We start from the raw sequence: 22,048 nt of genomic DNA, 5'->3' as shown, positions 1-22,048 counted from the left end.
ACTTTGTTTAAGCAACGAGTGATCACTGCCCTGGTGCTGGCGCCTTTGGCGCTTTGTGCCGTATTCTTTTTACCCCTGCCTTATTTTGCCATATTTATTTCCGCCGCCTTTCTGATTGGTGCCTGGGAATGGAGTCTGTTTTGTGGTTACCGCAAGCTGAGCAGCCAGTTGCTGTATTGCAGCCTGATTGCGCTGAGTATGCTGGGGCTTTATCTGGCCTTACCTGCAACCCCGTATTGGCCTGTGCAAATGGACAATCTGAGTTCGCTGATGTTGGGCCTTGGGGTGCTCTGGTGGCTGGTCGCAGTGTTATTGGTGCTGAGTTTTCCAAAAAGCAGCGCCAGTTGGGGCAAAGGCCATCTTCGACGTGCGCTGATGGGCTGGTTTACGCTGGTGCCTGCCTGGACTGCGGTGTTGCTGGTACGTTCAGTGAATTATTATCAGGACAGCTACACAGGTGCCTGGCTGATTTTTCTGTTGCTCGGCATCGTCTGGGCGGCTGATATAGGCGGCTACCTGGTCGGTAAGCCTTTTGGCAAACACAAATTATTACCCGCCGTCAGTCCGGGTAAAACCCTGGAAGGTATGGCCGGTGGTTTTGCCATGGTGCTGTTGCTGGTCACTGGCGTGGCTGCCTACCTTGGCTGGCCGGAACAAACCCTGACCTGGTATCTGGCGGCGCTGTTACTGACGCTGCTTTCCGTGTTTGGTGACTTGTCTGAAAGTATGTTTAAACGGGTCGCGGGCTTAAAAGACAGTGGCAGTATCTTTCCGGGCCATGGTGGCATTCTCGACCGGATTGACAGTCTGACGGCCACTGCGCCGCTTTATGCTTTATTGCTGGCACTGCTCGGAGGTTTTGCCTGATGCGCACGGTGCTGATCTTAGGCGCAACAGGCTCAATAGGTTGCAACACCCTGGATGTGCTGGCGGCTTACCCTGAGCAGTACACAGTCTTTGGCCTGACAGCTGCCCAAAACTGGCCAAAGCTGTTTGAACAAATTCGCCAGTTTCAGCCTGTTTACGCTGTGATGACGGACGTCAATGCAGCCACTTTGCTGAAACAGGCGGTGTTGGATGCAGGCCTTTCGACTGAAGTACTGAGTGGGGCTGTGGCTTTGTCAGAACTGGCTGCTCACCCACAAGTTGACATTGTGATGGCCGCTATTGTCGGTGCGGCCGGCTTGTTGCCGACCTTAGCGGCGGTGGAGCAGGGTAAAACTGTATTGCTGGCCAACAAAGAAGCGCTGGTGATGACGGGTGAGCTGTTTATCCAGAAAGTAAAACAACATGGCGCTACCTTGTTGCCTGTCGACAGCGAACACAATGCGATATTCCAGTGTTTACCGGCCGCCTTGCAGCAAGATACGGCCAATCAGCAACTGGCAGATTATGGCATCAGCAAACTGCTGCTGACGGGAAGTGGCGGTCCTTTTTTGCATAAGGATTTGGCTGAGTTTGACAGCATCACCCCGGCTCAGGCGGTGGCGCACCCGAACTGGGTCATGGGACAGAAGATTTCAGTCGACAGCGCCACCATGATGAACAAAGGGCTGGAGTTTATTGAGGCCCGCTGGTTGTTTAACTGTCAACCTGAAGATATTCAGGTGGTGATCCACCCGCAGAGCATTATTCACTCTATGGTGCAATACAGCGACGGCTCTGTGCTGGCACAGTTGGGGCAACCTGATATGCGTACCCCTATAGCGCATGCGCTGGCCTTTCCTCAGCGCATCAGCACTCAGGTCAAAGCGTTGGATTTTTTTGCTTTGACTGAATTTAGTTTCGCTAAACCCTGTGACCAACGTTACCCTTGTCTGTATTTAGCCAAACAGGCCTGTGCGGCAGGTCAGGGCGCGACCACAGCACTGAATGCTGCCAATGAAATCAGTGTGGCAGCCTTTCTGGCCGGGCAAATCCGCTTTACCGATATAGCCCGCTTTAATGCGCTGGCACTGGACCACTTTGCTGCGGTCAAAGCCAGCAGCCTTGAGCATATTTTGCAGCTGGATAACGAAGCCCGTGCTTTTGTGCGCCAAAAGATTAAAGAGAACCCCTGATGTCTGATTTGTTGTGGAACTTGCTGAGTTTTGTGGTGGCTATTGGCCTCCTGGTGACAGTGCATGAATTTGGCCACTTCTGGGTTGCCCGTAAGAATGGTGTACTGGTCAAACGTTTCTCTATAGGTTTTGGTAAAGCCCTGTACAGCTGGCGTGACCGCCAGGGCACCGAATATGTGATTGCGGCTATTCCGTTGGGCGGTTATGTGCGGATGCTGGATGAACGCACAGACCCGGTGTTACCCCAGTTTCAGGATTTAACCTATAACAGCAAAACGGTCTGGCAGCGTATGGCCATTATTGCGGCTGGCCCGCTGGCGAACTTTTTATTTGCCATCGCTTTGCTTTGGTTGATGTACCTCATCGGTGTGCCGAATATCCGCCCTGTAATTGGTCAGGTGGCACCGGACTCAGTGGCCGCCGCTGCCGCTGTTCCGGCTAAATCGCAAATTCTTGCTGTCAATGGCGAAACAGCGGAAGACTGGCGTGCTGTCAGCTTGTTGCTGGTTGAGGCCGTTGGAAAACGCAGTGCTGAACTGACTGTGCGAACCGAACAAGGCGAGCAGAAAAGTGTGCAACTGGATTTAACCCACTGGCAGTTTGACCCGGACAAACAAAGTGTATTTGGCAGCTTGGGTATTGAACCATTAAGGCCCGAAGTACTGACGAAAATCAGTCAACTGGAGCCAGGCTCTGCTGCGCAGCTGGCAGGTATGCAGGTTGGCGATACTGTTCTGGCCATTAACGGTCAAGCAGTTGCCAGCTGGCAGGCTCTGGTGCAGCAGGTACAGAATAACCCGGATAAATTACTTCAATTTACCCTGGAGCGGGATGGCGAACATCTGACCCTGGATGTGACCCCACAAAGCAGGGAAACGGCTGATGGTTTTCATCAGGGGTATTTAGGCGTCAGCCCTACAGTGCTGCCCTGGCCAGAGCATATGCAGTTCACGCAGCAGTATGGCCCGTTGGAGGCGGTCTGGGTAGGGATGGAAAAAACCTGGCAACTGATCCGACTGACCATTTCGATGCTCGGCAAATTCATTTTTGGCGACATTTCTGTGAAGCATTTAAGTGGCCCCATTTCCATAGCTCAAGGGGCGGGCAGCAGCGCCGATATTGGTTTTATTGCGTTTTTATCTTTTCTGGCGCTGATTAGCGTGAACCTTGGGGTGATAAATTTACTGCCCCTGCCTATTTTGGATGGCGGTCATTTAATGTATCTTGTGCTGGAACTTATACGGGGTAAACCTGTCTCTGAGAAAGCGCAGGAACTGGGTTTCCGGATTGGAAGCCTGTTACTGCTGACGTTAATGGGAATTGCGCTGCTCAACGATATTTCTCGTTTGTAAATAACTAATCAAAAAGTAGTCCTAAACAATGACAATTAAACGATTAGTAGCTGCGATGTTACTTGCTGGCTTAAGTAACTCGGTGCTCGCTGAACAATCATTTACCGTGCAAGACATTCAGGTGGAAGGTTTGCAACGGGTCGCTTTAGGGGCGGCACTGAATAATTTGCCGTTTAACATTGGTGACACTGTCACCGAAGCGACGTTATCCCGTAGTATCAAGACCTTGTATGCCGCAGGTCATTTTGATGATATTCAGGTTTACCGCAACGGCAATACGGTGATTTACCGGCTGAAAGAGCGTCCAACCATCAATAACATTGAATTTGATGGCAACAAAGACATCAAAGAAGAGCAACTGACCGAAAGCCTGACCGGGCAGAAAATTGTGGTCGGTGAGCCGCTCGACAAAACCATTATCAAAGAAGTTGAAAACGGTCTGACTGAGTTCTATCACGGCGTGGGTAAATACAACGCCACAGTGAAAATGAACGTCACTTACCTGCCTCGCAACAGGGTGAATCTGAAGATTGAGTTTGAAGAAGGTGATGCGGCTTCAGTTCGTCAGATCAACATAGTCGGTAATGAAGTGTTCAGCGACGAAGAGTTACTGAACAATATCGAGTCGATGTACGACTTGCCCTGGTGGCGTTTCCTGTCGTCCGACCGGTACCAGAAACAAACCCTGCAAGGCGACTTTGAGAAGATCCGCAGTTATTACCTGGACCGCGGTTACCTGCGCTTTAACATTGATGCCAATCAGGTGTCGGTCAGCACAGACAAAACCTCTGTGTACGTAACACTGAATGTCACTGAAGGTGAAAAATACACCATTACCGGTGTCGATTTTGTCGGTGATTTAATAGGCCAGGACGACTTCATCAAAGCCCTGGTGCCGTTAAAAGCTGGTCAGCTGTACAACGGTGCTTTGGTCACTTACACCGAAGAAAGCATCGCCAAGCTGCTGGCCCGTTTTGGCTATGCGAACTCCAAAGTCCGCACTATTCCGACGATCAACGACGACACCAAAGAAGTGGCGTTGACCATCAGTGTTGACCCGGGTAAACGGGTCTATGTCCGTCGTATCAACGTGGCAGGTAACGTCACCACCAAAGACGAAGTGCTGCGCCGTGAAATGCGGCAGATGGAAGGTGCCTGGTTGTCCAACGACGCCCTGGAGCTGTCAAAAGAGCGTATCCAGCGTCTGCCTTATATTGAAAAAGTTGAGTTTGAAACCACACCACTGGCTGGCGTGGACGATAACGTCGATGTGAAATACACCATCAAAGAACAGCCTGCCGGTAGTTTTAATGCCGGTATTGCCTACGGCGATTTCCAGGGCTTGTCGTTCCAGATTGGCGTCGAACAACAGAACTTCTTTGGTACAGGTAACTCGGCTGGTATTAACCTGAGTACCAACAGATACAACAAGCAGGTCAGTCTGTCAGTGACAGACCCCTACTTTACACTGGATGGTGTCAGTTTGGGTGGCCAGGTGTTCTACTCAGACACCGACTACACCAGTCTGTCGTCGAACCTGGAAGCCTATAAACAGAAGCGTTACGGCTTTGGTGCCAGTATTGGTTACCCAATCAACGAATACAACCGGCTGAATTTCGGTACCAACTATGCCGTGAACGAAATTAACTCACTGACAGAAGTGGATCAGTACCGTCATTTCCGTGCTGTGTTGCTGGATAAAACCGATCCGGATGGTGGCTTTAAATTTACCAACTATGAGCTGATCGCGTCCTGGGTGCAAAGCACGCTGAACCGTGGTTTATTCCCGACAGCAGGTCATGAAATGGTATTAACAGGCCGCGTGACTACACCGAATTCGGACCTTCAATACTACAAAACCACCTTCGAAGCCCGCAAATACTTTCCGCTCAGCAATGACCACCGCTGGTCTTTCCTGAGTAAGCTGGAACTGGGGTATGGCAATGGTTATGGTGACAAAGACGGTTACGACTATACGCTGCCATTTACCGATAACTTCTATGCCGGCGGACAGAACCTGCGAGGTTTTGAAGCCCGTATTATCGGCCCTCATGCAATTTATCGTGTGGTGAATTCTGTACCTGGCTTGCCAAGTCTGGGCGGCAGCGGTTCTGGGTTACCCACGGATCCGTCGCAAGACAGTTATTATGTGTCGACCCGCTCTATGGGCGGTAACGCCATGGCGATTGCGACGCTGGAACTGATCACACCAACTCCTTTTGTTGGTGAGGAATACGTCAATCAGATCCGCACCAGTCTGTTTGTGGATGCCGGTAACGTCTGGGATACCGAGTTCGATATAAACCGCTACACTGGCTTAACTCGTTATGCCACATCAACTTATTCACCACAGCTGCTGGATTACTCAGATCCTGGTTTAATTCGGGCTACGGCTGGTGTATCTTTACAGTGGATTTCACCAATGGGCCCGCTGACCTTCAGTCTGGCGAAAATCATTAAAAAGTACGACGGTGACGATCAAGAAAACTTTAGTTTCAATATTGGTACAACATTCTAAAAATTTTGAAGGGAAAAGAAACAAGATGTTCAAGCAAAACGTTGCCAAAACTGCAGTAGTGTTGCTGGCTGGTTTGATGATGGCCGGCACAGCGGCGGCGAAAGAAATGAAAATTGGTGTTGTAGATGTTCAGTCTATCCTGTCTGGTTTACCTCAGACCACCACCATCCAGAACACACTGAAAGCGGAATTTGAAGGCCGTATCGCTGACGTTCAGAAACTGGAAAAAGACATTGCCTTTAACCAGGAAAAGCTGAAACGTGATGGCGCCACCATGAATGACCAGCAGAAGAAAACTCTGCAGGCTGAAATGGAAAAGCAAATGAAGAACTACGAGCAACTGGCTCGCCCTCTGGACGAAGATTACCGTCGTCGTCAGGGCGAAGAGCGCAACAAGCTGATGGGTCTGGTGAAAAATGCCATTGATGGCATTGCCGCCAAAGACGGTTACGACCTGATTTTAAGCTCTCAGGCTGCTGTTCATGTGAAACCTGAATTCGACATCTCTAAAGCGGTGATCGACCAGGTGAGCAAAGCAAAATAATGACAGCTTTTACCCTGGCTGAACTGGCTGAGCGCCTGGGCGCTCAGCTGCATGGGGATGCAACGGCACTGATAAGTGCCGTTGGCACATTAGAAGAAGCCACTTCTGGGCAAGTCAGTTTTTTATCCAACAGCAAGTACCGCAAGTTTCTGCAGGCAACGACAGCTGGCGCTGTGTTGATCAAAGAAGAGGATCTCGAATTCTGCCCGGTGAATGCCTTAGTGGTGAAAGACCCTTATGTGGCTTTTGCCCGTATAGCGCAGTGGCTGGATTCAACCCCGGCTGCGGCTTATGGCCGCGCTGCCAACATTCAAATTGACCCAACCGCCATAGTGCCTGATTCAGTGCAGCTCGGTGCCAATGTGGTGATTGCGGCTGGTGCCGTGATTGGTGAGGATGTGCAGATAGGCGCAGGTTGCTTTATCGGCGAAGGTGCGGTAATTGGCGCTGGCTGTAAAATCTGGCCCAATGTCACGCTCTATCATCGGGTTCAACTGGGTAAAAACTGCCTGGTGCATAGTGGTGCTGTGATAGGCGCTGATGGCTTTGGTTTTGCCAATGAACGTGGCCGCTGGGTGAAAATACCGCAAACCGGCACTGTGATGATTGGTGATGACTGTGAAATTGGAGCCAATACCACCATTGACCGTGGTGCGCTGGAAAACACCCTTATTGGCAATAATGTGATCCTGGATAATCAGGTGCAGATTGCCCATAACGTGCAGATTGGGGACCATACCGCTATTGCAGGCTGTACTGTGGTGGCCGGTAGCACTAAAATAGGGCGTTACTGCATTATCGGCGGGGCCTGTGCTATTAATGGTCACATGGACATCTGTGATGGAGTTCAAATCACGGGTATGTCGATGATTATTAAGTCCATTACTGAAAAAGGTATCTATTCCTCAGGCACACCGGCCAGCAGCAATCTGGAGTGGCGGAAAAACAGCGTACGTTTTCGCCAACTGGATCAGATGTATCAGAAGCTGCGGGAACTGGAACAACAGGTACAACGTCTGAGTTCAGCTCCGCCTCAGGACGAATAACTACACAAGAGGTTCATTTTGGCTAACCAACTTAACAGCCTGGAAATCCAGGAGATCATGGCTTTACTGCCGCACCGTTACCCGTTTTTGCTGATTGACCGGGTACTGGATTACACACCGGGCGAATCCTTAACGGCTGTCAAAAACGTCACCATCAATGAGCCTATTTTTACCGGGCACTTCCCTGGCATGCCTATTTTCCCCGGCGTATTAATCCTGGAAGCACTGGCACAAGCCACAGGTATTCTTGGTTTTAAAACCGTCAGTGAAAGAGCAGAAAACGAACTGTATTTATTTGCTGCTATTGACGAAGCCCGCTTTAAAAAGCCGGTGACGCCGGGTGACCAGATGATTCTGGAAGTGAAGTTTTTAAAAGAACGCCGCAATTTATGGAAGTTTTATGGTGAGGCCAAAGTGGACGGTCAGGTTGTTTGTACTGCAGAACTGATGTGTGCCCGAAGAGAGCTTTAATATGATCCATCCAACCGCTGTGATTGATGCTTCTGCCCGTATAGGAAACAACGTAAGAATAGGGCCTTTTTGTCTGATTGGGGCCAATGTCGAGATTGGTGATGACACTGTGCTGGAATCCCATGTGGTCATCAAAGGGCCAAGCAAAATTGGTAAAGCCAACCATTTTTACCAGTTCAGCAGCATTGGTGAAGACTGCCAGGACAAGAAGTACAAAGGCGAACCAACAGAGCTGGTCATAGGCGATAACAACGTGTTCCGCGAAAACTGCACAGTGCACAGAGGCACAGTACAGGACCAGGGCGTGACCCGTATTGGTTCGAACAACCTGTTTATGAATAACACTCACGTGGCGCACGACTGTGTGATTGGTGATCATGTCATTTTCGCCAGCGGTGCCCAGGCTGCGGGCCATGTGCATGTTGGCGACTGGGTGATTTTAGGTGGCATGAGCGGTATCCATCAGTTTTGTCATATTGGGGCGCACAGCTTTATTGGCGGTGGTTCCATCGTGGTGAAAGATGTTCCGCCTTATCTGATGGCGCACGGCTCCCACGCGGTGCCGGCTGGCCTCAATGTTGAAGGACTGAAACGCCGGGGGTTCAGTGCCGATGCCATTCTGGAAGTACGCCGGGCTTATAAAGAGGTGTATCGCAAAGGTTTAACAGTTCAGGAAGCCTTGGATGCCCTGGCAGACAAAGCGGCAGAATTTGCTGAAGTGAAGTTATTCACGGATTTTATTGCCAGTTCCAGCCGCGGTATTATCCGCTAGTTTGCACTGCGCAGAAAAGCCGGACTTGCTCCGGCTTTTTAATCTCTGGCGCCAGCACAGCGCATCAGGGTAGGATAGTTTTCATCAGGATCAGAACAGGCAGCCAATACTGCTTTCTCAGACAAACGCATGACAGAACAGATTTCTTTTCCACCAACAGCGCCGCGCCGTATTGCGCTGGTTGCCGGCGAACACTCAGGCGATATTCTCGGAGCTGATTTAATCCGTGCTTTAAAACAACAGTATCCGGATGCTGAATTTTTTGGCATCGGCGGCCCCCGTATGAAAGCACAGGGCTTTACGGCCTGGTTTGATATGGAAGAGCTGGCGGTGATGGGGCTGGTTGAGGTGCTGGGTCGTTTACCTCGTTTATTGCAGGTCCGTAAACAGCTACTGCAGCGGCTGATGGCAGCAAAGCCGGACCTGTTTATTGGCATTGATGCGCCGGACTTTAATATTCCGGTTGAACTGAAGCTCAAAGAAGCTGGCATGAAAACTGTGCATTACGTCAGCCCGTCGGTCTGGGCCTGGCGGCAAAAACGTATTTTTAAAATCGCCAAAGCCACAGACCTGGTGCTGGCGCTGTTGCCTTTTGAAAAAGCCTTTTATGACCAACATCAGGTGCCTTGTGCTTTTGTTGGCCACACCCTGGCCGACCAGATGCCGGTGGATCCGGATAAAGCTGCGGCCAAAACCGAACTGGGCCTGTTACCAGACCAGCCGGTGCTGGCGTTAATGCCGGGCAGCCGGGGCAATGAAATTAAACTGCTGGCAGCCGATTTTCTGCAGGCGGCGGCCAAACTGAAGCAGCAGCAGCCTGCGTTACAGCTGATCTGTAATATGGTGACTGAACAAAAAGCTGAACTCTTTAAGTCCATAAAAGCACAGGTCGCGCCAGAGCTTGACGTACAGCTGGAAATTGGCAAAGCCCGCGGGGTGCTGACAGCTGCCGATGCGGTCTTTATTGCTTCAGGAACAGCAACCCTGGAGGCCATGCTGGCGAAAACAGCCATGGTCGTTGGTTATAAACTGAACTGGCTGACCCACCAGATAGCGAAACGCCTGGTGAAACTCAAATTTTTCAGTTTGCCAAATTTGCTTTCAGACCAAGCTCTGGTACCCGAATTACTTCAGGAACAGGTCACAGTGCAAAACCTGGTAGAGGCAATGCAACCCTGGCTGAACCCACAACAGAGGCAGCCCCTGTTATCGGCATTTACTGCCTTGCATCACCGTATTCGTTGTGACGCCAGTACCCAGGCTGCCAATGCCATCGCCACTTTGCTGGAGCGCAAGTCATGAAGGCGCTCTACCAAAGACCGGCCGTCAGCCTGATTGCGGGGGTCGATGAAGTGGGTCGTGGCCCTTTGGTGGGGGCTGTGGTCACTGCTGCAGTGATCCTGGACCCGAACCAGCCCATTGCCGGTTTAACCGACTCAAAGAAGCTCAGTGAAAAAAAACGCCTGTTGCTGGTCGATGAAATTAAAGCCAAAGCGCTGTGCTGGAGCCTGGGCCGCGCTGAAGTCGATGAAATTGACAGCCTGAATATTCTGCATGCCACCATGCTGGCGATGCGCCGGGCTGTTGAAGGATTATCCGTTCAGCCTGAATGGCTGCTGGTGGATGGTAACCGCATACCGCAGGGCTTAGTGATGCCCGCCAGTGCTGTGGTGAAAGGTGATGCGCTGGTGCCTGAAATCAGCGCCGCTTCTATTTTGGCGAAAGTGGCACGGGATACGGAAATGACCCTACTGGCGGAGCGCTACCCGCAGTATGGGTTTGCCGGTCACAAAGGTTATCCAACGGCCGAACATTTGGCGGCCATTCGTCAGCATGGTGTGATCAGCGAACACAGACGCAGTTTCAAACCGGTCAGAGACGTGCTGGAGGCCATGCATGGCTGAACCGGCTTTTATTCATTTACGGGTGCACAGCGACTTTTCGATGGTCGATGGCATCAAAAAGATCAAACCTATAGTGAGCGCCGCGAAAAAGCTGGGTATGCCAGCGCTGGCGCTGACCGATCAGATGAATATGTGTGGTCTGGTGCGTTTTTACAGCACCGCCCATGAGGCCGGCATCAAACCTCTGGTAGGGGCCGATTTTTGGGTGCAACACCCGCTGTTTCCGAATGAAGCCTGCCGTTTACTGGTGCTTGCCGCCAACAACGAAGGCTACGCCAACCTGACACTGTTGTTGTCTGACGCCTATTTGCGCGGCCATGTGCAGGGGAAACCTCAAATTGACCACGACTGGCTGGAAAAATACAGCACAGGTTTGATCCTGCTGTCTGGTGGCAAAGAGGGCCCGCTGGGCAAGGCCTTAATTAAAGGCAATGCGCAGTCGGCTGAGACGCTGGTGCAGTTTTACCGGCAGCATTTTCCGAACCGCTTTTTCCTTGAGCTGATCCGCACTGGCCGTGCCGATGAAGAAACTTATATTCAGATGGCGGTGGCGCTGGCGGAGCGCGAGCAACTGCCGGTGGTCGCCACCAACGAAGTGGTGATGTTGAGCCCGGATGATTTTCCTGCCCATGAAATCCGGGTGGCTATTCATGATGGCTACACGCTGGAAGATTCGCGTCGGCCAAAAAATTACAGTGAGCAGCAGTATTTACGTTCCGCTGAAGAAATGCAGCAGCTGTTCGCCGACATCCCGGAAGCACTGCAGAACTCGGTAGAAATTGCCAAACGCTGCAATGTGACCATCCGGCTTGGCGAATACTTCCTGCCGGCTTTTCCGACCGGCGGTATGTCCGACGCCGACTTTTTGGTAATGAAATCACGGGAAGGCCTGGAAAATCGGTTAGTTCAGCTGTTTCCGGACCCTGCGGTGCGAGCTGAGCGGCGTGGTGAATACGATGAGCGTCTGCAGGTTGAACTGGACGTGATTAACCAGATGGGCTTCCCCGGTTACTTCCTGGTCGTGATGGAGTTTATCCAGTGGAGTAAAGACAACGACATTCCGGTGGGGCCTGGCCGGGGCTCGGGCGCCGGCTCCCTGGTTGCTTATGCGCTGAAAATTACCGACCTGGACCCGCTGGAATTTGATCTGCTGTTCGAACGTTTCCTGAACCCTGAGCGGGTGTCGATGCCCGACTTTGACGTCGACTTCTGTATGGACAGACGTGACGAAGTGATAGAACATGTGGCCGACATGTATGGCCGCGAAGCCGTATCACAAATTATTACCTTCGGTACTATGGCGGCCAAAGCGGTGATCCGTGATGTGGGTCGGGTTCTGGGCCATCCTTACGGCTTTGTTGATCGAATTTCCAAGCTGGTGCCACCAACACCGGGCATGACACTGGAGCAAGCCTTTATCGAAGAGCCGCGCCTGCCTGAGCTGTATGAGTCGGACAGTGAGGTGAAAGACCTGATTGATATGGCGCGTCAGCTCGAAGGGGTCACCCGCAACGCCGGTAAACATGCCGGTGGTGTGGTGATAGCGCCGACTAAAATTACCGACTTCGCACCTCTGTATTGTGACGACGAAGGCAAAAACCCCGTTACCCAGTTTGATAAAAACGACGTCGAATACGCCGGTCTGGTTAAGTTCGACTTCCTGGGCCTGCGCACCCTGACTATTTTGCAATGGGCCGTCAATATGGCCAATGAGCGGCTGAGCCGTGAAGGCAAGCCGCTGGTGGATATCAACACCATTCCACTGGACGACAAAAAAAGTTACAGCGTGCTGATGAAGGCCGATACCACGGCGGTGTTCCAGCTGGAATCCCGTGGCATGAAAGACCTGATCCGTCGTCTGCAGCCTGACTGCTTCGAGGATATGATTGCATTGGTGGCCTTGTTCCGGCCTGGCCCGCTGCAGTCAGGCATGGTGGATAACTTTATCGACCGTAAACGTGGCCGTGAAGAAATCTCCTACCCGGACGCCACCTGGCAGCATGAATCCTTAAAAGCCACTCTGGAACCCACCTACGGCATTATTCTGTATCAGGAGCAGGTGATGCAGATTGCCCAGGTGTTGTCGGGCTACTCCCTGGGCGGCGCTGATTTGCTGCGCCGGGCTATGGGGAAAAAGAAACCAGAAGAGATGGCCAAGCAGCGTGACACCTTCCGCGATGGCGCGGTCAAAAATGGTGTGGACGCCGAGCTGGCGATGAAAATCTTCGATCTGGTAGAGAAATTTGCCGGTTACGGTTTTAACAAATCACACTCCGCCGCTTATGCGCTGGTGTCGTACCAGACGCTGTGGATGAAGGCGCATTACCCGGCGGAATTTATGGCGGCGGTGATGTCGGCCGATATGGACAACACCGATAAAATCGTCACTCTGGTCGATGAATGTGAGCGCATGCAGCTCAAACTGATCCCGCCCGACGTGAACTCTGGTCTGTATAAATTTACTGTCAATGAGCTGGGCCACATTGTGTACGGTATCGGCGCAATTAAAGGCGTCGGTGAAGGCCCGGTGGAAGCCATTTTGGAAGCGCGGCAGCAGCATGGAAAATTTGTTGACCTGTTCGATTTCTGTAACAAAGTTGATTTAAAACGCTTAAACCGGCGTGTCATTGAAAAGCTGATTCTATCCGGCGCTATGGATAAGTTAGGCCCACACAGGGCGGCGATGATGGCGACTCTGGAAGAGGCCATGCGGGGGGCTGAGCAGCAGGCCAAAGCTGAAGCGGTCGGCCAGAGCGATTTATTTGGCCTGATGGCGCCAGAGCCAGAGAATTCAGCGGCTGCCTTTAAGCAGGTACCGGTCTGGCCGGATGAAGTCTGGCTGGAAGGCGAGCGGGAAACCCTGGGCCTGTATTTAACCGGTCACCCCATTAACCGTTATCTGGCTGAACTGCCGCATTATGCGTCGGGCCGTCTGGTGGACATGCAACCGACCCGGCGTGACCAGACAGTGCATGCGGCAGGTCTGGTGCTGTCAGTGCGTACCATGATCAATAAAAAGGGCCGGCGCTGGGCCATTGTGACGCTGGACGACAAGTCCGCACGGCTGGATGTACGCTTTTTCCCCGAACCTTTTGAAACTTATGAGCATCTGCTGCAAAAAGACAGAATATTGGTGGTGTCGGGACAGGTCAGCTTTGATGATTTCAGTGGCGGCCTTACAATGACCGGCCGCGAAGTGACGGACATTATAGCTGCCAGGGAAAAGTGCTTAAAATCCCTGACCTTAACTGTGAAAAGCCAGCAAATGCAGGGTGATTATTTAGCGCACTTGCAGCAGGCGATGACCGAATTTAAACAAGGGACAGTGCCGGTTCGACTGCGTTACCAGCGCGACGAAGGCGAAGTGATGCTGGCACTGGGAACCGAATGGTGGGTGACCCCCACAGACGCTTTGTTGCATCAATTAAAGCAATTAGCAACAATACAACTGGATTTTAACTAAGGTAGTAACAGTCGATGATGCTGAATTATTTAGAGTTTGAGCAACCGATTGCGGAACTTGAAGCCAAAATAGAAGAATTGCGCAAGGTCAGCCGCAACGGTGAATACGATATAGGCCTGGAAGAAGAGGTCACCAAACTCAAAGAGAAAAGTCTGACTCTGACCAAAAAGATCTTCTCTGAGCTGGGCCCATGGCAGGTGGCGCAGTTGGCCCGTCATCCATTGCGTCCTTACACACTGGACTATATCAAGCATATTTTTACGGACTTTGATGAGTTTGCCGGTGACCGCACTTTTGCCAATGACCCGGCCATCGTCTGTGGCACCGCCCGTTTGGGTGACCGCACTGTGATGGTGATTGGCCACCAGAAAGGCCGTGACACCGCAGAAAAAATCAAACGTAACTTCGGGATGCCCAAACCTGAAGGCTACCGCAAAGCACTACGCATGATGGAAATGGCCGAACGGTTTAAATTGCCCATTGTTACTTTTATTGACACCCCCGGTGCTTACCCTGGGGTAGGTGCAGAAGAACGTGGTCAGAGTGAAGCTATTGCCCGTAACCTGAAAGTGATGGCTGGCCTGAAAGTGCCGGTGATCTGTACTGTGATAGGTGAAGGTGGTTCGGGTGGTGCGTTGGCCATTGGTGTGGGTGATCAGGTGAATATGCTGCAATACAGCACCTATTCAGTGATCTCCCCTGAAGGCTGTGCCTCTATTTTGTGGAAAAGTGCTGAAAAAGCCCCGTTAGCCGCAGACGCTATGGGCATTACGGCACCACGTTTAAAAGAGCTGAACCTGATTGACGATATTATCAGCGAACCTTTGGGCGGCGCGCACCGTGCGCATGACCAGATGGCTCAGAGTCTGAAACAGGCGTTAATCCGCGACTTAAACCGGCTGGAAAAACTCAGCCTTGAAGAGTTGCTCGACAAACGCTATAAACGCCTGATGTCGTTTGGTTATTGCTGACAAGCTAAGGAAAAACCGCCGCCAGGCGGTTTTTTATGACCTCTAAATTACTGCAGGCGCTGATGGCGTCACTCAAACCCCTGGCGCCACAAAAGCTGGTACTGGCCTTGTCTGGCGGGCTGGATTCCATGGTGCTGCTTGAGCTCTGTGTGCGTCTGCGTCGCGCGCATCAGTTCGAACTGGAAGCCGTTTATATCCACCACGGTTTAAGCCAATACGCCAATGACTGGGCCACCTTCTGTGCCGAGCAGTGTCTGCTGCGCGCCGTACCTTTTCAGTCGGTCAGGGTGAAGCTGGAAGGGGGGGCCAATCTCGAAGCCAAAGCCCGGCAAGCTCGTTATGACGCGCTGGCAGCTTTTGTGCAGCAGAGCGATACCCTGTTGCTGACGGCCCATCATGCCGATGATCAGCTGGAGTCTATGTTGCTGGCGCTTAAACGTGGCGCTGGTCTGGCTGGTCTGGCCGGTATTGCTGCAGTGCAGCCTTTTGCGCAGGGCCATATGCTGCGGCCTTTACTGGAGTTCAGCCGCGCCGATCTGGAAGGCTTTGCCCGAACAGAACAACTGGATTTTGTCGAAGATGACAGCAACAGCAGCAGCCGCTTTGACCGCAACTTCCTGCGCAACGAAGTGATCCCGTTATTGCAACAGCGCTGGCCGAGTTTTCGCAGCAATGCACTGCGCAGCCAGCAGCATGTGCGGGAGCTGTGGCATTGGCAGCAGCAACAGATTGAACCTGTGCTGTCACAGGTGCAGCAAGGGCAGCGGCTGAATTTACAGGAACTGGCGCAGTTTCCACTGATTGAACAACAGCTGTTGGTACGGCACTGGCTGGCCCAATGGCAACTGAACCCGTCCAGTGGCTGGCTCAATACGTTTTTTACCGAGCTGGTACAGGCAAGACGGGATGCGCAGCCCCTGCTGCAGCTGGAGCAATACCAGCTGCGACGCTTTCAGCAGTGGGTCTACCTGCTTGAGCCTCAGCTGGCCCCCGAGGCGCAAAGTCTGACCTGGGACGGCAGCCTGCTGCAGTTACCCCATCAACTGGGCAGTGTGCAACTGACCACTACTGGGGAAGGGACGGCGCTATTCTATGATACCAGCCTGCCACTGCAGCTGTGTTTTGGTCAGTACCACTGGCCATTTTTACCTGCCGGGGCCCGGCATCACAAAACACTGAAACAATGGCTGAAACTCTGGCAGATTCCGCCCTGGCAAAGAGCACAACTGCCGGTGCTGGTGCAGGCAGGACAGGTGCTGGCGGTGGCTGGGATCACAGGGAACTGTGCGGACGATCAGGCGAAGGCCCGGCTGCTATGGCAACACGGGCCCGATATTCAGTGGCTGGATCAGGCCTGATTCAACAGGGACACTTTGACGGCATTTTTACCGGCCAGTTTAGCCTGTGCCAACGCATCGTCGGCGCGCGCAAACAGAGTGGCGGCTTGCTCACCCGGTGTCAGCTGAGCTAAACCAGCGCTGGCAGTCACTTCAAACTGCTGACACTGATGGTGCTGGTTGATGGCTTTTACCAGCCGGTGCGCCACCAGCTCTGCACAGGCGGCATCTTCTGCACTCAGGACTACCGCAAACTCATCGCCACCAAAACGGAACAGGCCGTCGCTGGCGCGCAGTGTCTGGCGCATTGCATCGGCCACCGCCAACAGCACATCATCCCCTGCATGGTGACCAAAGTTGTCGTTAGTGCGTTTAAAGTTATCCAAATCCAGCAGGATCAGCGCACAGGCTTCATGGCGTCGGTGTGCCAGCTGCAGCGCTTTGGCAAACTGGTCGTCAAAATGCCGTCTGTTGCCCAGGCTGGTCAGACTGTCGCGCAGCGCCAGCTGTTGTAAGCGGGCGACCACCAGCGTATTGCGCAGCGGGTACAACCATTGCCGCTCCAGTTGCCATAACTGGTGTTGTTGCATCGGAGTGACCGGATGTTCCGACTGATAACACAATTCGGCCAGACACTGGTCGTTCAGCATCAGCATACTGCGGTGTTCCGATGCAGCCGGCTCCGACCCCGAAGCCAGATATTTGCCCACTGCAGTCTGTAATTGCAACGAACGCAGCGGCAAGACTTTGCCGGCCGCCATGGAGAAAATCTCCAACTGCTCGGCCAGGTCCAGGCTGGTTTGTAATTGTTCGGTTAAAGATGCCGGATCATCGGACGTCCATTGCGGTTGCTGAGTCACCCCCGCATAACTGGCACCAAACAGCGCCATATCCTGCAAGCCAAATAATTCCACTACTTTTCTCCGCAGTGCTGTAGATAAGCGGGATTAGCAGGGATTGTGCCAGTTTAGTAAGTGAATGATATTGCAGATATTTTCAAATCATTGAGCACAACTGTTGGTTTTTTGACGGCGTTAAGTTGCCGCTTCATCCTGTAAAAAAGCCTGAATGGCCGACATTTGCCGCATCGCGTCTTCGTAACCCAGTTCAATCAACCGCCTGGTATAAGGTTTTTCAAACAGCAGGTAACTGGTCAGGCTCGACTCGGAATGTTGGCTGATGCCAATGAACTTCAGTAAAGTACGGACCGCCAGCGGCAGGTTTAAAAAATACTGGCTGGCAATCTGGTTAAAGTTGACACTGGGGTTGATGAGGTAACTTTCCACTTTTTTTAAGTCGCTCTGAATACCATGTTGTTTCAGCGTATCAATGGTTTTGTTAATGCGGTTCATCCGCTCCAGATCGGCATTTAAGGTGTCGGCAAAAATAGTATCCAGCAAGTGCCCAGCCACTGTTGCCAGGCCTGGGTGATGTGGCATCTGATGACTGAAATCCGGCGGTCGTGGGGGTTCCAGGCCAATAATCAGAATTTTGTCCGCCCCCAGATGAATGGGGGCGCTGAGCGGCGACAGTTGGTTGACTGAACCGTCACCAAAGTACTGCTGGTGAATACGCACCGAAGGAAACACCAAAGGAATGGCGGCAGACGCCATCAGGTGTTGAATGCCCAGCAGAGTTTTGCGGCCCCAACGTTTGGCCCGACGCCATTCCTGAGCCTGGTCTGACTGGAAAAAGGTGATGGAATCGCCCGTGTTGTAGCAGGACGCCGTGACCGACACACTGGACAGGTAACCGCCCTGAATATTGCGGTCGATGCGCTGCAAATCAACAATGTTATGCAGCAACAGCTTGAGGGGTTTGTTATCAAACAAACTGACAGGTTTTTTATTGGCATAATCAGCCTGAAAATTACTTAAAAACCCTCGTAATAAATGCCAGCCCAAACGCAGGTAATCGGAAAAATACACCTGACCTGTGTGAAAGTTGCGCCAGACAAATTCAATTTTTTTCACCCCCAGGTGAAAACAGGAGGCATAACAGGCAATGCCGGTACCGTTAATTGCGCCGGCCGAGGTGCCGCAGATAATGTCAAAGGGAATGGCGCTGGTGCGTGGATAGTGCTGAGCTATGGCTTTGAGCACCCCCACCTGATAAGCCGCCCTGGCACCACCTCCGGTCAGCAGCAAGGCTATTTTCTTCGTTGATTTTTTTTCTGTTTTGCTGGTTTGCATCGAAACTTCTTAACCAAAACCGCAGTCTGTTGATATATATTGCTGAAAAGCCAAATAAATGCAACGCTAGAGCCGTTTTCAACCGGCCTCTGGCAGTGAAGAAGGATAAGGGAGTTATGACAGAAAAAACGCCTGGCTCAGGCCAACAACAATACTATATTGGTCTGGCTGTGGTCCTGGTCACTATTGCGGTTCTGGCCTGGTTTTTTCTACGCGAAGACAGCGCTGCGGACGCAGAGCCTGTGCCGGTGGCACCCCCGGTGACCCAGACTCAGCCGGAACCTGCTGATGTACTGACCGCACAGCAGGAGCCTGTCGACAGCCTGACGGTGCAGGCCGAAGATGAAACCCCATTGCAGGAGCAGCCGCTGGCCGATGCGGTCGAGGTGGAACCCACTCCGGCACTGCCGGACCTGGATAATTCCGACACTGAAGTAAAAGCGGCGGTACTGGCGATGAAATGGGCGCCAGGTTTGTCGTCCTTATTTGTGACTGAAGATATGATCCGCCGCTTTGTGGTGTACGTGGATAACGTGGCGCAGGGCACCTTACCGAAGAATCAGCCACTGTTTCAGCCGATGGCAGAGAAGTTTATGGTGGAGCGGCAAGACGGCCAGGTGCTGCTCAGCCCCAATAACTTTGTCCGTTATGAGCCTTACCTGCAGTTGCTGGAAAGTATTTCAGTGACAGAGTTGAAGCAGGTGTTTGAAAAGTATTACCCGCTGATGCAGCAGGCGTATCAGGAGCTCGGTTACCCGGATGCGCAATTCCGCGACCGTGTGCAGCAGGCCATTAAAGTGCTGCTGGAAACACCGGAAGTAGCGCCGCCGATGGCGCTGGAACAACCCAATGTGTATTACACTTATGCCGATGCGGCGCTGCAGGAATTACCTTTGGCACAGCGCCAGATGATCCGTCTGGGGCCTGTGAACCAGCAGCGGCTGAAAAAGGTGCTGCAGGCCCATCAGCTGGTGCTGGCGCAGCCTTAATGCCTTATCGCCAGACGCCTGAAAACTGGCCAAAACGCCATAGCCGTTTTGGCCGCTGCATTGGCCGCTTATTGCTGAAGTTACTCGGCGGCTGGCAAATCACCGGGCCCATGCCGCAGCAACGCAAACTGGTGCTGGCTGTGGCGCCTCATACTGCCAATAAAGACTTTTTCATTGGTATTGCCGCTGTGCTGGCGCTGGATATCAAAGTGTCGTTTTTAGGCAAACACAGTATTTTTGTCTGGCCGGTGCGCGGTTTGTTAACCCGTCTTGGCGGGATAGCTGTGGACCGCAGCGCAGCCCATGGTGTGGTAGGGCAGGTGGTGCAACGCTTTGAGCAAAGCGACGCCATGTTGCTTGGGCTGGCGCCTGAAGGCACCCGTAAAAAAGTTACACAGTGGAAATCCGGTTTCTGGCAAATTGCCAAACAGGCCGATGTGCCAGTTGCACTGATTGGGCTGGATTACGCCAGCCGCCAAGTGCGTTTTGGTCCTTGCCTGAAGACAGGCGAGACTTTTGAGCAGGATATGCAACTGTATCGTGCATTTTTTCAGCAAATAACTGCCCGTTATCCGGAAAATGCCTGAAGCGGCCATTCCTGCCTTGCCATCACTGTGGCTTTTACGGATAATGCGCGCACCGGTTTTCCGGTACCCTCAATGGTGACCTCATCGGTCCTCCCGCAATGCTAGTTTGTTCACCTGGTCAGGTCCGGAAGGAAGCAGCCAAAGCAGACAATGTGTGTGCCGGGATGCCGGCTGGTGAGGTTGCCACCCAAGATTTCCGTAAAACTTCAGCCGCCGCTCTGGTTTGTAAATTGCCTTTTTCGTTGTAAGCTCAGACAGTCTTTGTCTTTGGGTCCTGCTTTATGCGCCATCTGATCAGGTTCTGCGTTTTGCTTTGTTGCTTTGACGTTTTTTCTGCCGACCTGACTGTCAGTCTGCCGGGTAAGCAGGTGGAATTCAGCCTGGCGGAGCTGAAGCAGCAATTGCCGCTAAAAAGGGTGCAGCTGTATGACCCGGTGTATGAGCAGCAAAAAAGCTATCAGGGCTTTTTACTGACGGATGTGCTGACGCTGGCAGGCTACCAAAGTGCTATGCAGGGCGATGAATTAAAGCTGGTGGCGAGCGACGGTTACGCCCCGGCCATGCCGCTGAGTTTAGTGGCCGGTGAACCTGTATTGGCCTTTGCCGAAACCGGTAAAGCCGATTTTGAATTTGCCGCTGTGACTCAAGGCAAAGCCAAACTATCACCAGCGCCTTTTTACCTGGTCTGGACTCAGGGCGCCGCCGCCAAACATAACCCATGGCCTTATCAGCTGGTTAAAATTGAACTGGTCAGTTTTGCCGACACTTATGCAGCGCTTTATCCCACTGGCGTTCCCCAGAATTCGGCCGTCTATCAGGGCTTTTTACTGTTTAAAAGCCAGTGCTTAAGCTGCCATTCCATCAACCTGCAGGGAGGGGAAGTGGGGCCTGAGCTGAACGCGCCCAAAAATGTCACCGAATACTGGAGCGAAGCCAACCTGCGCGCCTTTATCAAAAACTCCAACAGCTTTCGCTATAAAAGCAAAATGCCACCTTTTAGCCATTTAAAGGAGCAGCAGATAGACCAGCTATTGGCGTTTTTACGCCATAGCAAAGAGCGGAAGCTGAGGTTGTAACCAAGTCGCTCGATAGGCCAACTATGTAAACCGCCTTGCTAAAACGTACGCAAAAGCGTACTCTTTTGACTCTTAATTAAGAGGAGTATCATGATGCAAACTCTTACTGCCAGTGAAGCAAGAGCCAATCTGTACCGGTTGATGGATCAAGCGGCAGAATCGCACCAGCCCATTACTATTGCAGGCAAAAGAACCAATGCAGTGCTGGTGTCGGCTGACGATTGGGAAGCCATTCAGGAAACCCTGTACCTGCTTGCGGTGCCCGGCATGCGTGAATCTATTAAAGAGGGCATGGCAGAGCCTGTTGACACCTGTGCCACGGAGCTTGGTTGGTGAGCTGGCAACTTGTTTACACCAAACAAGCCCAAAAAGACGCGCAGAAGCTAGTGTCGTCCGGCCTGAAAGAAAAAGCCAAAGAATTACTGAACCTGATAGAAGCAAACCCTTTCCAAACGCCGCCGTCATTTGAAAAGTTAGTTGGTGATCTGGAAGGTGCCTATTCGCGCCGTATCAATATTCAGCATCGTCTTGTCTACCAGGTGTTGGAAGCCGAGCATACAGTCAAAGTGCTGCGGCTTTGGACGCATTATGAGTGAGTCTTGAATATATGGTTAAACGAAGAAATGTATTTAAGGTTCTCGTCCCTCAACGAAGTTTGACGCATAGCAATCTATCAACAAGCCGGTGGTTGGTGACTACGTAGTGAGCGATATAAAAGTGAGTGCGGGAGGCACGAACGGGCGAACGCAGTAGTCTCCTGCCGCCG

General features: G+C 52.2%; 20 protein-coding genes and 1 other RNA gene. 19 read left to right on the top strand and 2 right to left on the bottom strand.

Features of this window, described 5'->3' with window-relative positions:
- Window positions 1-3: 3 nt before the first annotated feature.
- The 13 genes from WKJ03_RS02985 to tilS all read left to right on the top strand — a co-directional run bounded on the left by WKJ03_RS02985 (window position 4) and on the right by tilS (window position 16,459).
- Complete coding sequence (locus WKJ03_RS02985; RefSeq protein ID WP_337840664.1) at window positions 4-867, top strand: phosphatidate cytidylyltransferase; 864 nt, start codon at window positions 4-6, stop codon at window positions 865-867.
- A complete protein-coding gene (gene ispC, locus WKJ03_RS02980) occupies window positions 867-2,060 on the top strand; it encodes a 1-deoxy-D-xylulose-5-phosphate reductoisomerase (protein ID WP_337840663.1) in 1,194 nt (397 codons plus the stop codon). Before WKJ03_RS02985 ends, ispC begins: the two co-directional genes overlap by 1 nt.
- Window positions 2,060-3,412: a sigma E protease regulator RseP gene (gene rseP / locus WKJ03_RS02975; protein WP_337840662.1), complete on the top strand. Its 1,353-nt coding sequence runs from the start codon at window positions 2,060-2,062 to the stop codon at window positions 3,410-3,412. The genes ispC and rseP overlap by 1 nt, the downstream gene beginning before the upstream one ends.
- Before the next feature lie 28 nt (window positions 3,413-3,440).
- Window positions 3,441-5,930 (top strand): outer membrane protein assembly factor BamA, encoded by a 2,490-nt coding sequence (bamA, locus tag WKJ03_RS02970; RefSeq protein WP_337840661.1) that lies wholly within the window; start codon window positions 3,441-3,443, stop codon window positions 5,928-5,930.
- Window positions 5,931-5,955: 25 nt separating this feature from the next.
- Window positions 5,956-6,474: an OmpH family outer membrane protein gene (locus WKJ03_RS02965; protein ID WP_337840660.1), complete on the top strand. Its 519-nt coding sequence runs from the start codon at window positions 5,956-5,958 to the stop codon at window positions 6,472-6,474.
- Window positions 6,474-7,520 (top strand): UDP-3-O-(3-hydroxymyristoyl)glucosamine N-acyltransferase, encoded by a 1,047-nt coding sequence (gene lpxD, locus WKJ03_RS02960; protein WP_337840659.1) that lies wholly within the window; start codon window positions 6,474-6,476, stop codon window positions 7,518-7,520. The genes WKJ03_RS02965 and lpxD overlap by 1 nt, the downstream gene beginning before the upstream one ends.
- An 18-nt stretch (window positions 7,521-7,538) precedes the next feature.
- Window positions 7,539-7,991 carry a 3-hydroxyacyl-ACP dehydratase FabZ gene (fabZ, locus tag WKJ03_RS02955; protein ID WP_337840658.1) on the top strand — a complete coding sequence of 151 codons (453 nt, stop codon included), beginning with the start codon at window positions 7,539-7,541 and terminating at the stop codon, window positions 7,989-7,991.
- A 1-nt stretch (window position 7,992) separates the two neighbouring features.
- Entirely contained in the window at window positions 7,993-8,763 is a 771-nt protein-coding gene (gene lpxA, locus WKJ03_RS02950; RefSeq protein ID WP_337840657.1) for an acyl-ACP--UDP-N-acetylglucosamine O-acyltransferase, read from the top strand.
- Between the two features lie 129 nt (window positions 8,764-8,892).
- Entirely contained in the window at window positions 8,893-10,065 is a 1,173-nt protein-coding gene (gene lpxB / locus WKJ03_RS02945; RefSeq protein ID WP_337840656.1) for a lipid-A-disaccharide synthase, read from the top strand.
- Complete coding sequence (rnhB, locus tag WKJ03_RS02940; RefSeq protein ID WP_337840655.1) at window positions 10,062-10,667, top strand: ribonuclease HII; 606 nt, start codon at window positions 10,062-10,064, stop codon at window positions 10,665-10,667. The genes lpxB and rnhB overlap by 4 nt, the downstream gene beginning before the upstream one ends.
- Window positions 10,660-14,130 carry a DNA polymerase III subunit alpha gene (gene dnaE / locus WKJ03_RS02935; protein WP_337840654.1) on the top strand — a complete coding sequence of 1,157 codons (3,471 nt, stop codon included), beginning with the start codon at window positions 10,660-10,662 and terminating at the stop codon, window positions 14,128-14,130. The genes rnhB and dnaE overlap by 8 nt, the downstream gene beginning before the upstream one ends.
- Before the next feature lie 14 nt (window positions 14,131-14,144).
- The gene (gene accA, locus WKJ03_RS02930; protein ID WP_337840653.1) at window positions 14,145-15,101 is read left to right on the top strand and encodes an acetyl-CoA carboxylase carboxyl transferase subunit alpha; all 957 of its coding nucleotides are present in this window, start codon (window positions 14,145-14,147) and stop codon (window positions 15,099-15,101) included.
- Window positions 15,102-15,136: 35 nt separating this feature from the next.
- Complete coding sequence (tilS, locus tag WKJ03_RS02925; RefSeq protein WP_337840652.1) at window positions 15,137-16,459, top strand: tRNA lysidine(34) synthetase TilS; 1,323 nt, start codon at window positions 15,137-15,139, stop codon at window positions 16,457-16,459.
- On the opposite strand, the gene WKJ03_RS02920 is transcribed toward tilS, so the two are convergent.
- The gene (locus WKJ03_RS02920; RefSeq protein WP_337840651.1) at window positions 16,450-17,352 is read right to left on the bottom strand and encodes a GGDEF domain-containing protein; all 903 of its coding nucleotides are present in this window, start codon (window positions 17,350-17,352) and stop codon (window positions 16,450-16,452) included. The two genes, tilS and WKJ03_RS02920, sit on opposite strands and share 10 nt — an antisense overlap.
- Before the next feature lie 120 nt (window positions 17,353-17,472).
- Window positions 17,473-18,630, bottom strand: coding sequence for a patatin-like phospholipase family protein (locus WKJ03_RS02915; RefSeq protein ID WP_337840650.1), 1,158 nt, complete (start codon window positions 18,628-18,630; stop codon window positions 17,473-17,475).
- A gap of 116 nt (window positions 18,631-18,746) precedes the next feature.
- Here WKJ03_RS02915 and WKJ03_RS02910 point away from each other — a divergent pair, with 116 nt between their 5' ends.
- The 6 genes from WKJ03_RS02910 (at window position 18,747) to WKJ03_RS02885 (ending at window position 21,878) form a co-directional block, all read left to right on the top strand.
- Window positions 18,747-19,619, top strand: coding sequence for a DUF3014 domain-containing protein (locus tag WKJ03_RS02910; RefSeq protein WP_337840649.1), 873 nt, complete (start codon window positions 18,747-18,749; stop codon window positions 19,617-19,619).
- On the top strand, window positions 19,619-20,206 hold the full coding sequence (locus tag WKJ03_RS02905; RefSeq protein ID WP_337840648.1) for a 1-acyl-sn-glycerol-3-phosphate acyltransferase: 588 nt from the start codon (window positions 19,619-19,621) through the stop codon (window positions 20,204-20,206). Before WKJ03_RS02910 ends, WKJ03_RS02905 begins: the two co-directional genes overlap by 1 nt.
- Window positions 20,207-20,288: 82 nt before the next feature.
- Window positions 20,289-20,386: signal recognition particle sRNA small type (ffs, locus tag WKJ03_RS02900), an RNA gene on the top strand.
- A 101-nt stretch (window positions 20,387-20,487) separates the two neighbouring features.
- A complete protein-coding gene (locus tag WKJ03_RS02895; RefSeq protein ID WP_337840647.1) occupies window positions 20,488-21,282 on the top strand; it encodes a c-type cytochrome in 795 nt (264 codons plus the stop codon).
- A gap of 93 nt (window positions 21,283-21,375) precedes the next feature.
- Window positions 21,376-21,618, top strand: coding sequence for a type II toxin-antitoxin system Phd/YefM family antitoxin (locus tag WKJ03_RS02890; RefSeq protein WP_337840646.1), 243 nt, complete (start codon window positions 21,376-21,378; stop codon window positions 21,616-21,618).
- Window positions 21,615-21,878: a Txe/YoeB family addiction module toxin gene (locus WKJ03_RS02885; RefSeq protein WP_337840645.1), complete on the top strand. Its 264-nt coding sequence runs from the start codon at window positions 21,615-21,617 to the stop codon at window positions 21,876-21,878. The genes WKJ03_RS02890 and WKJ03_RS02885 overlap by 4 nt, the downstream gene beginning before the upstream one ends.
- Window positions 21,879-22,048: the final 170 nt, after the last annotated feature.

Source organism: Rheinheimera sp., assembly GCF_037442525.1.
GTDB lineage: Bacteria > Pseudomonadota > Gammaproteobacteria > Enterobacterales > Alteromonadaceae > Pararheinheimera.
This window is presented reverse-complemented; position numbering and strand designations above follow the sequence as displayed.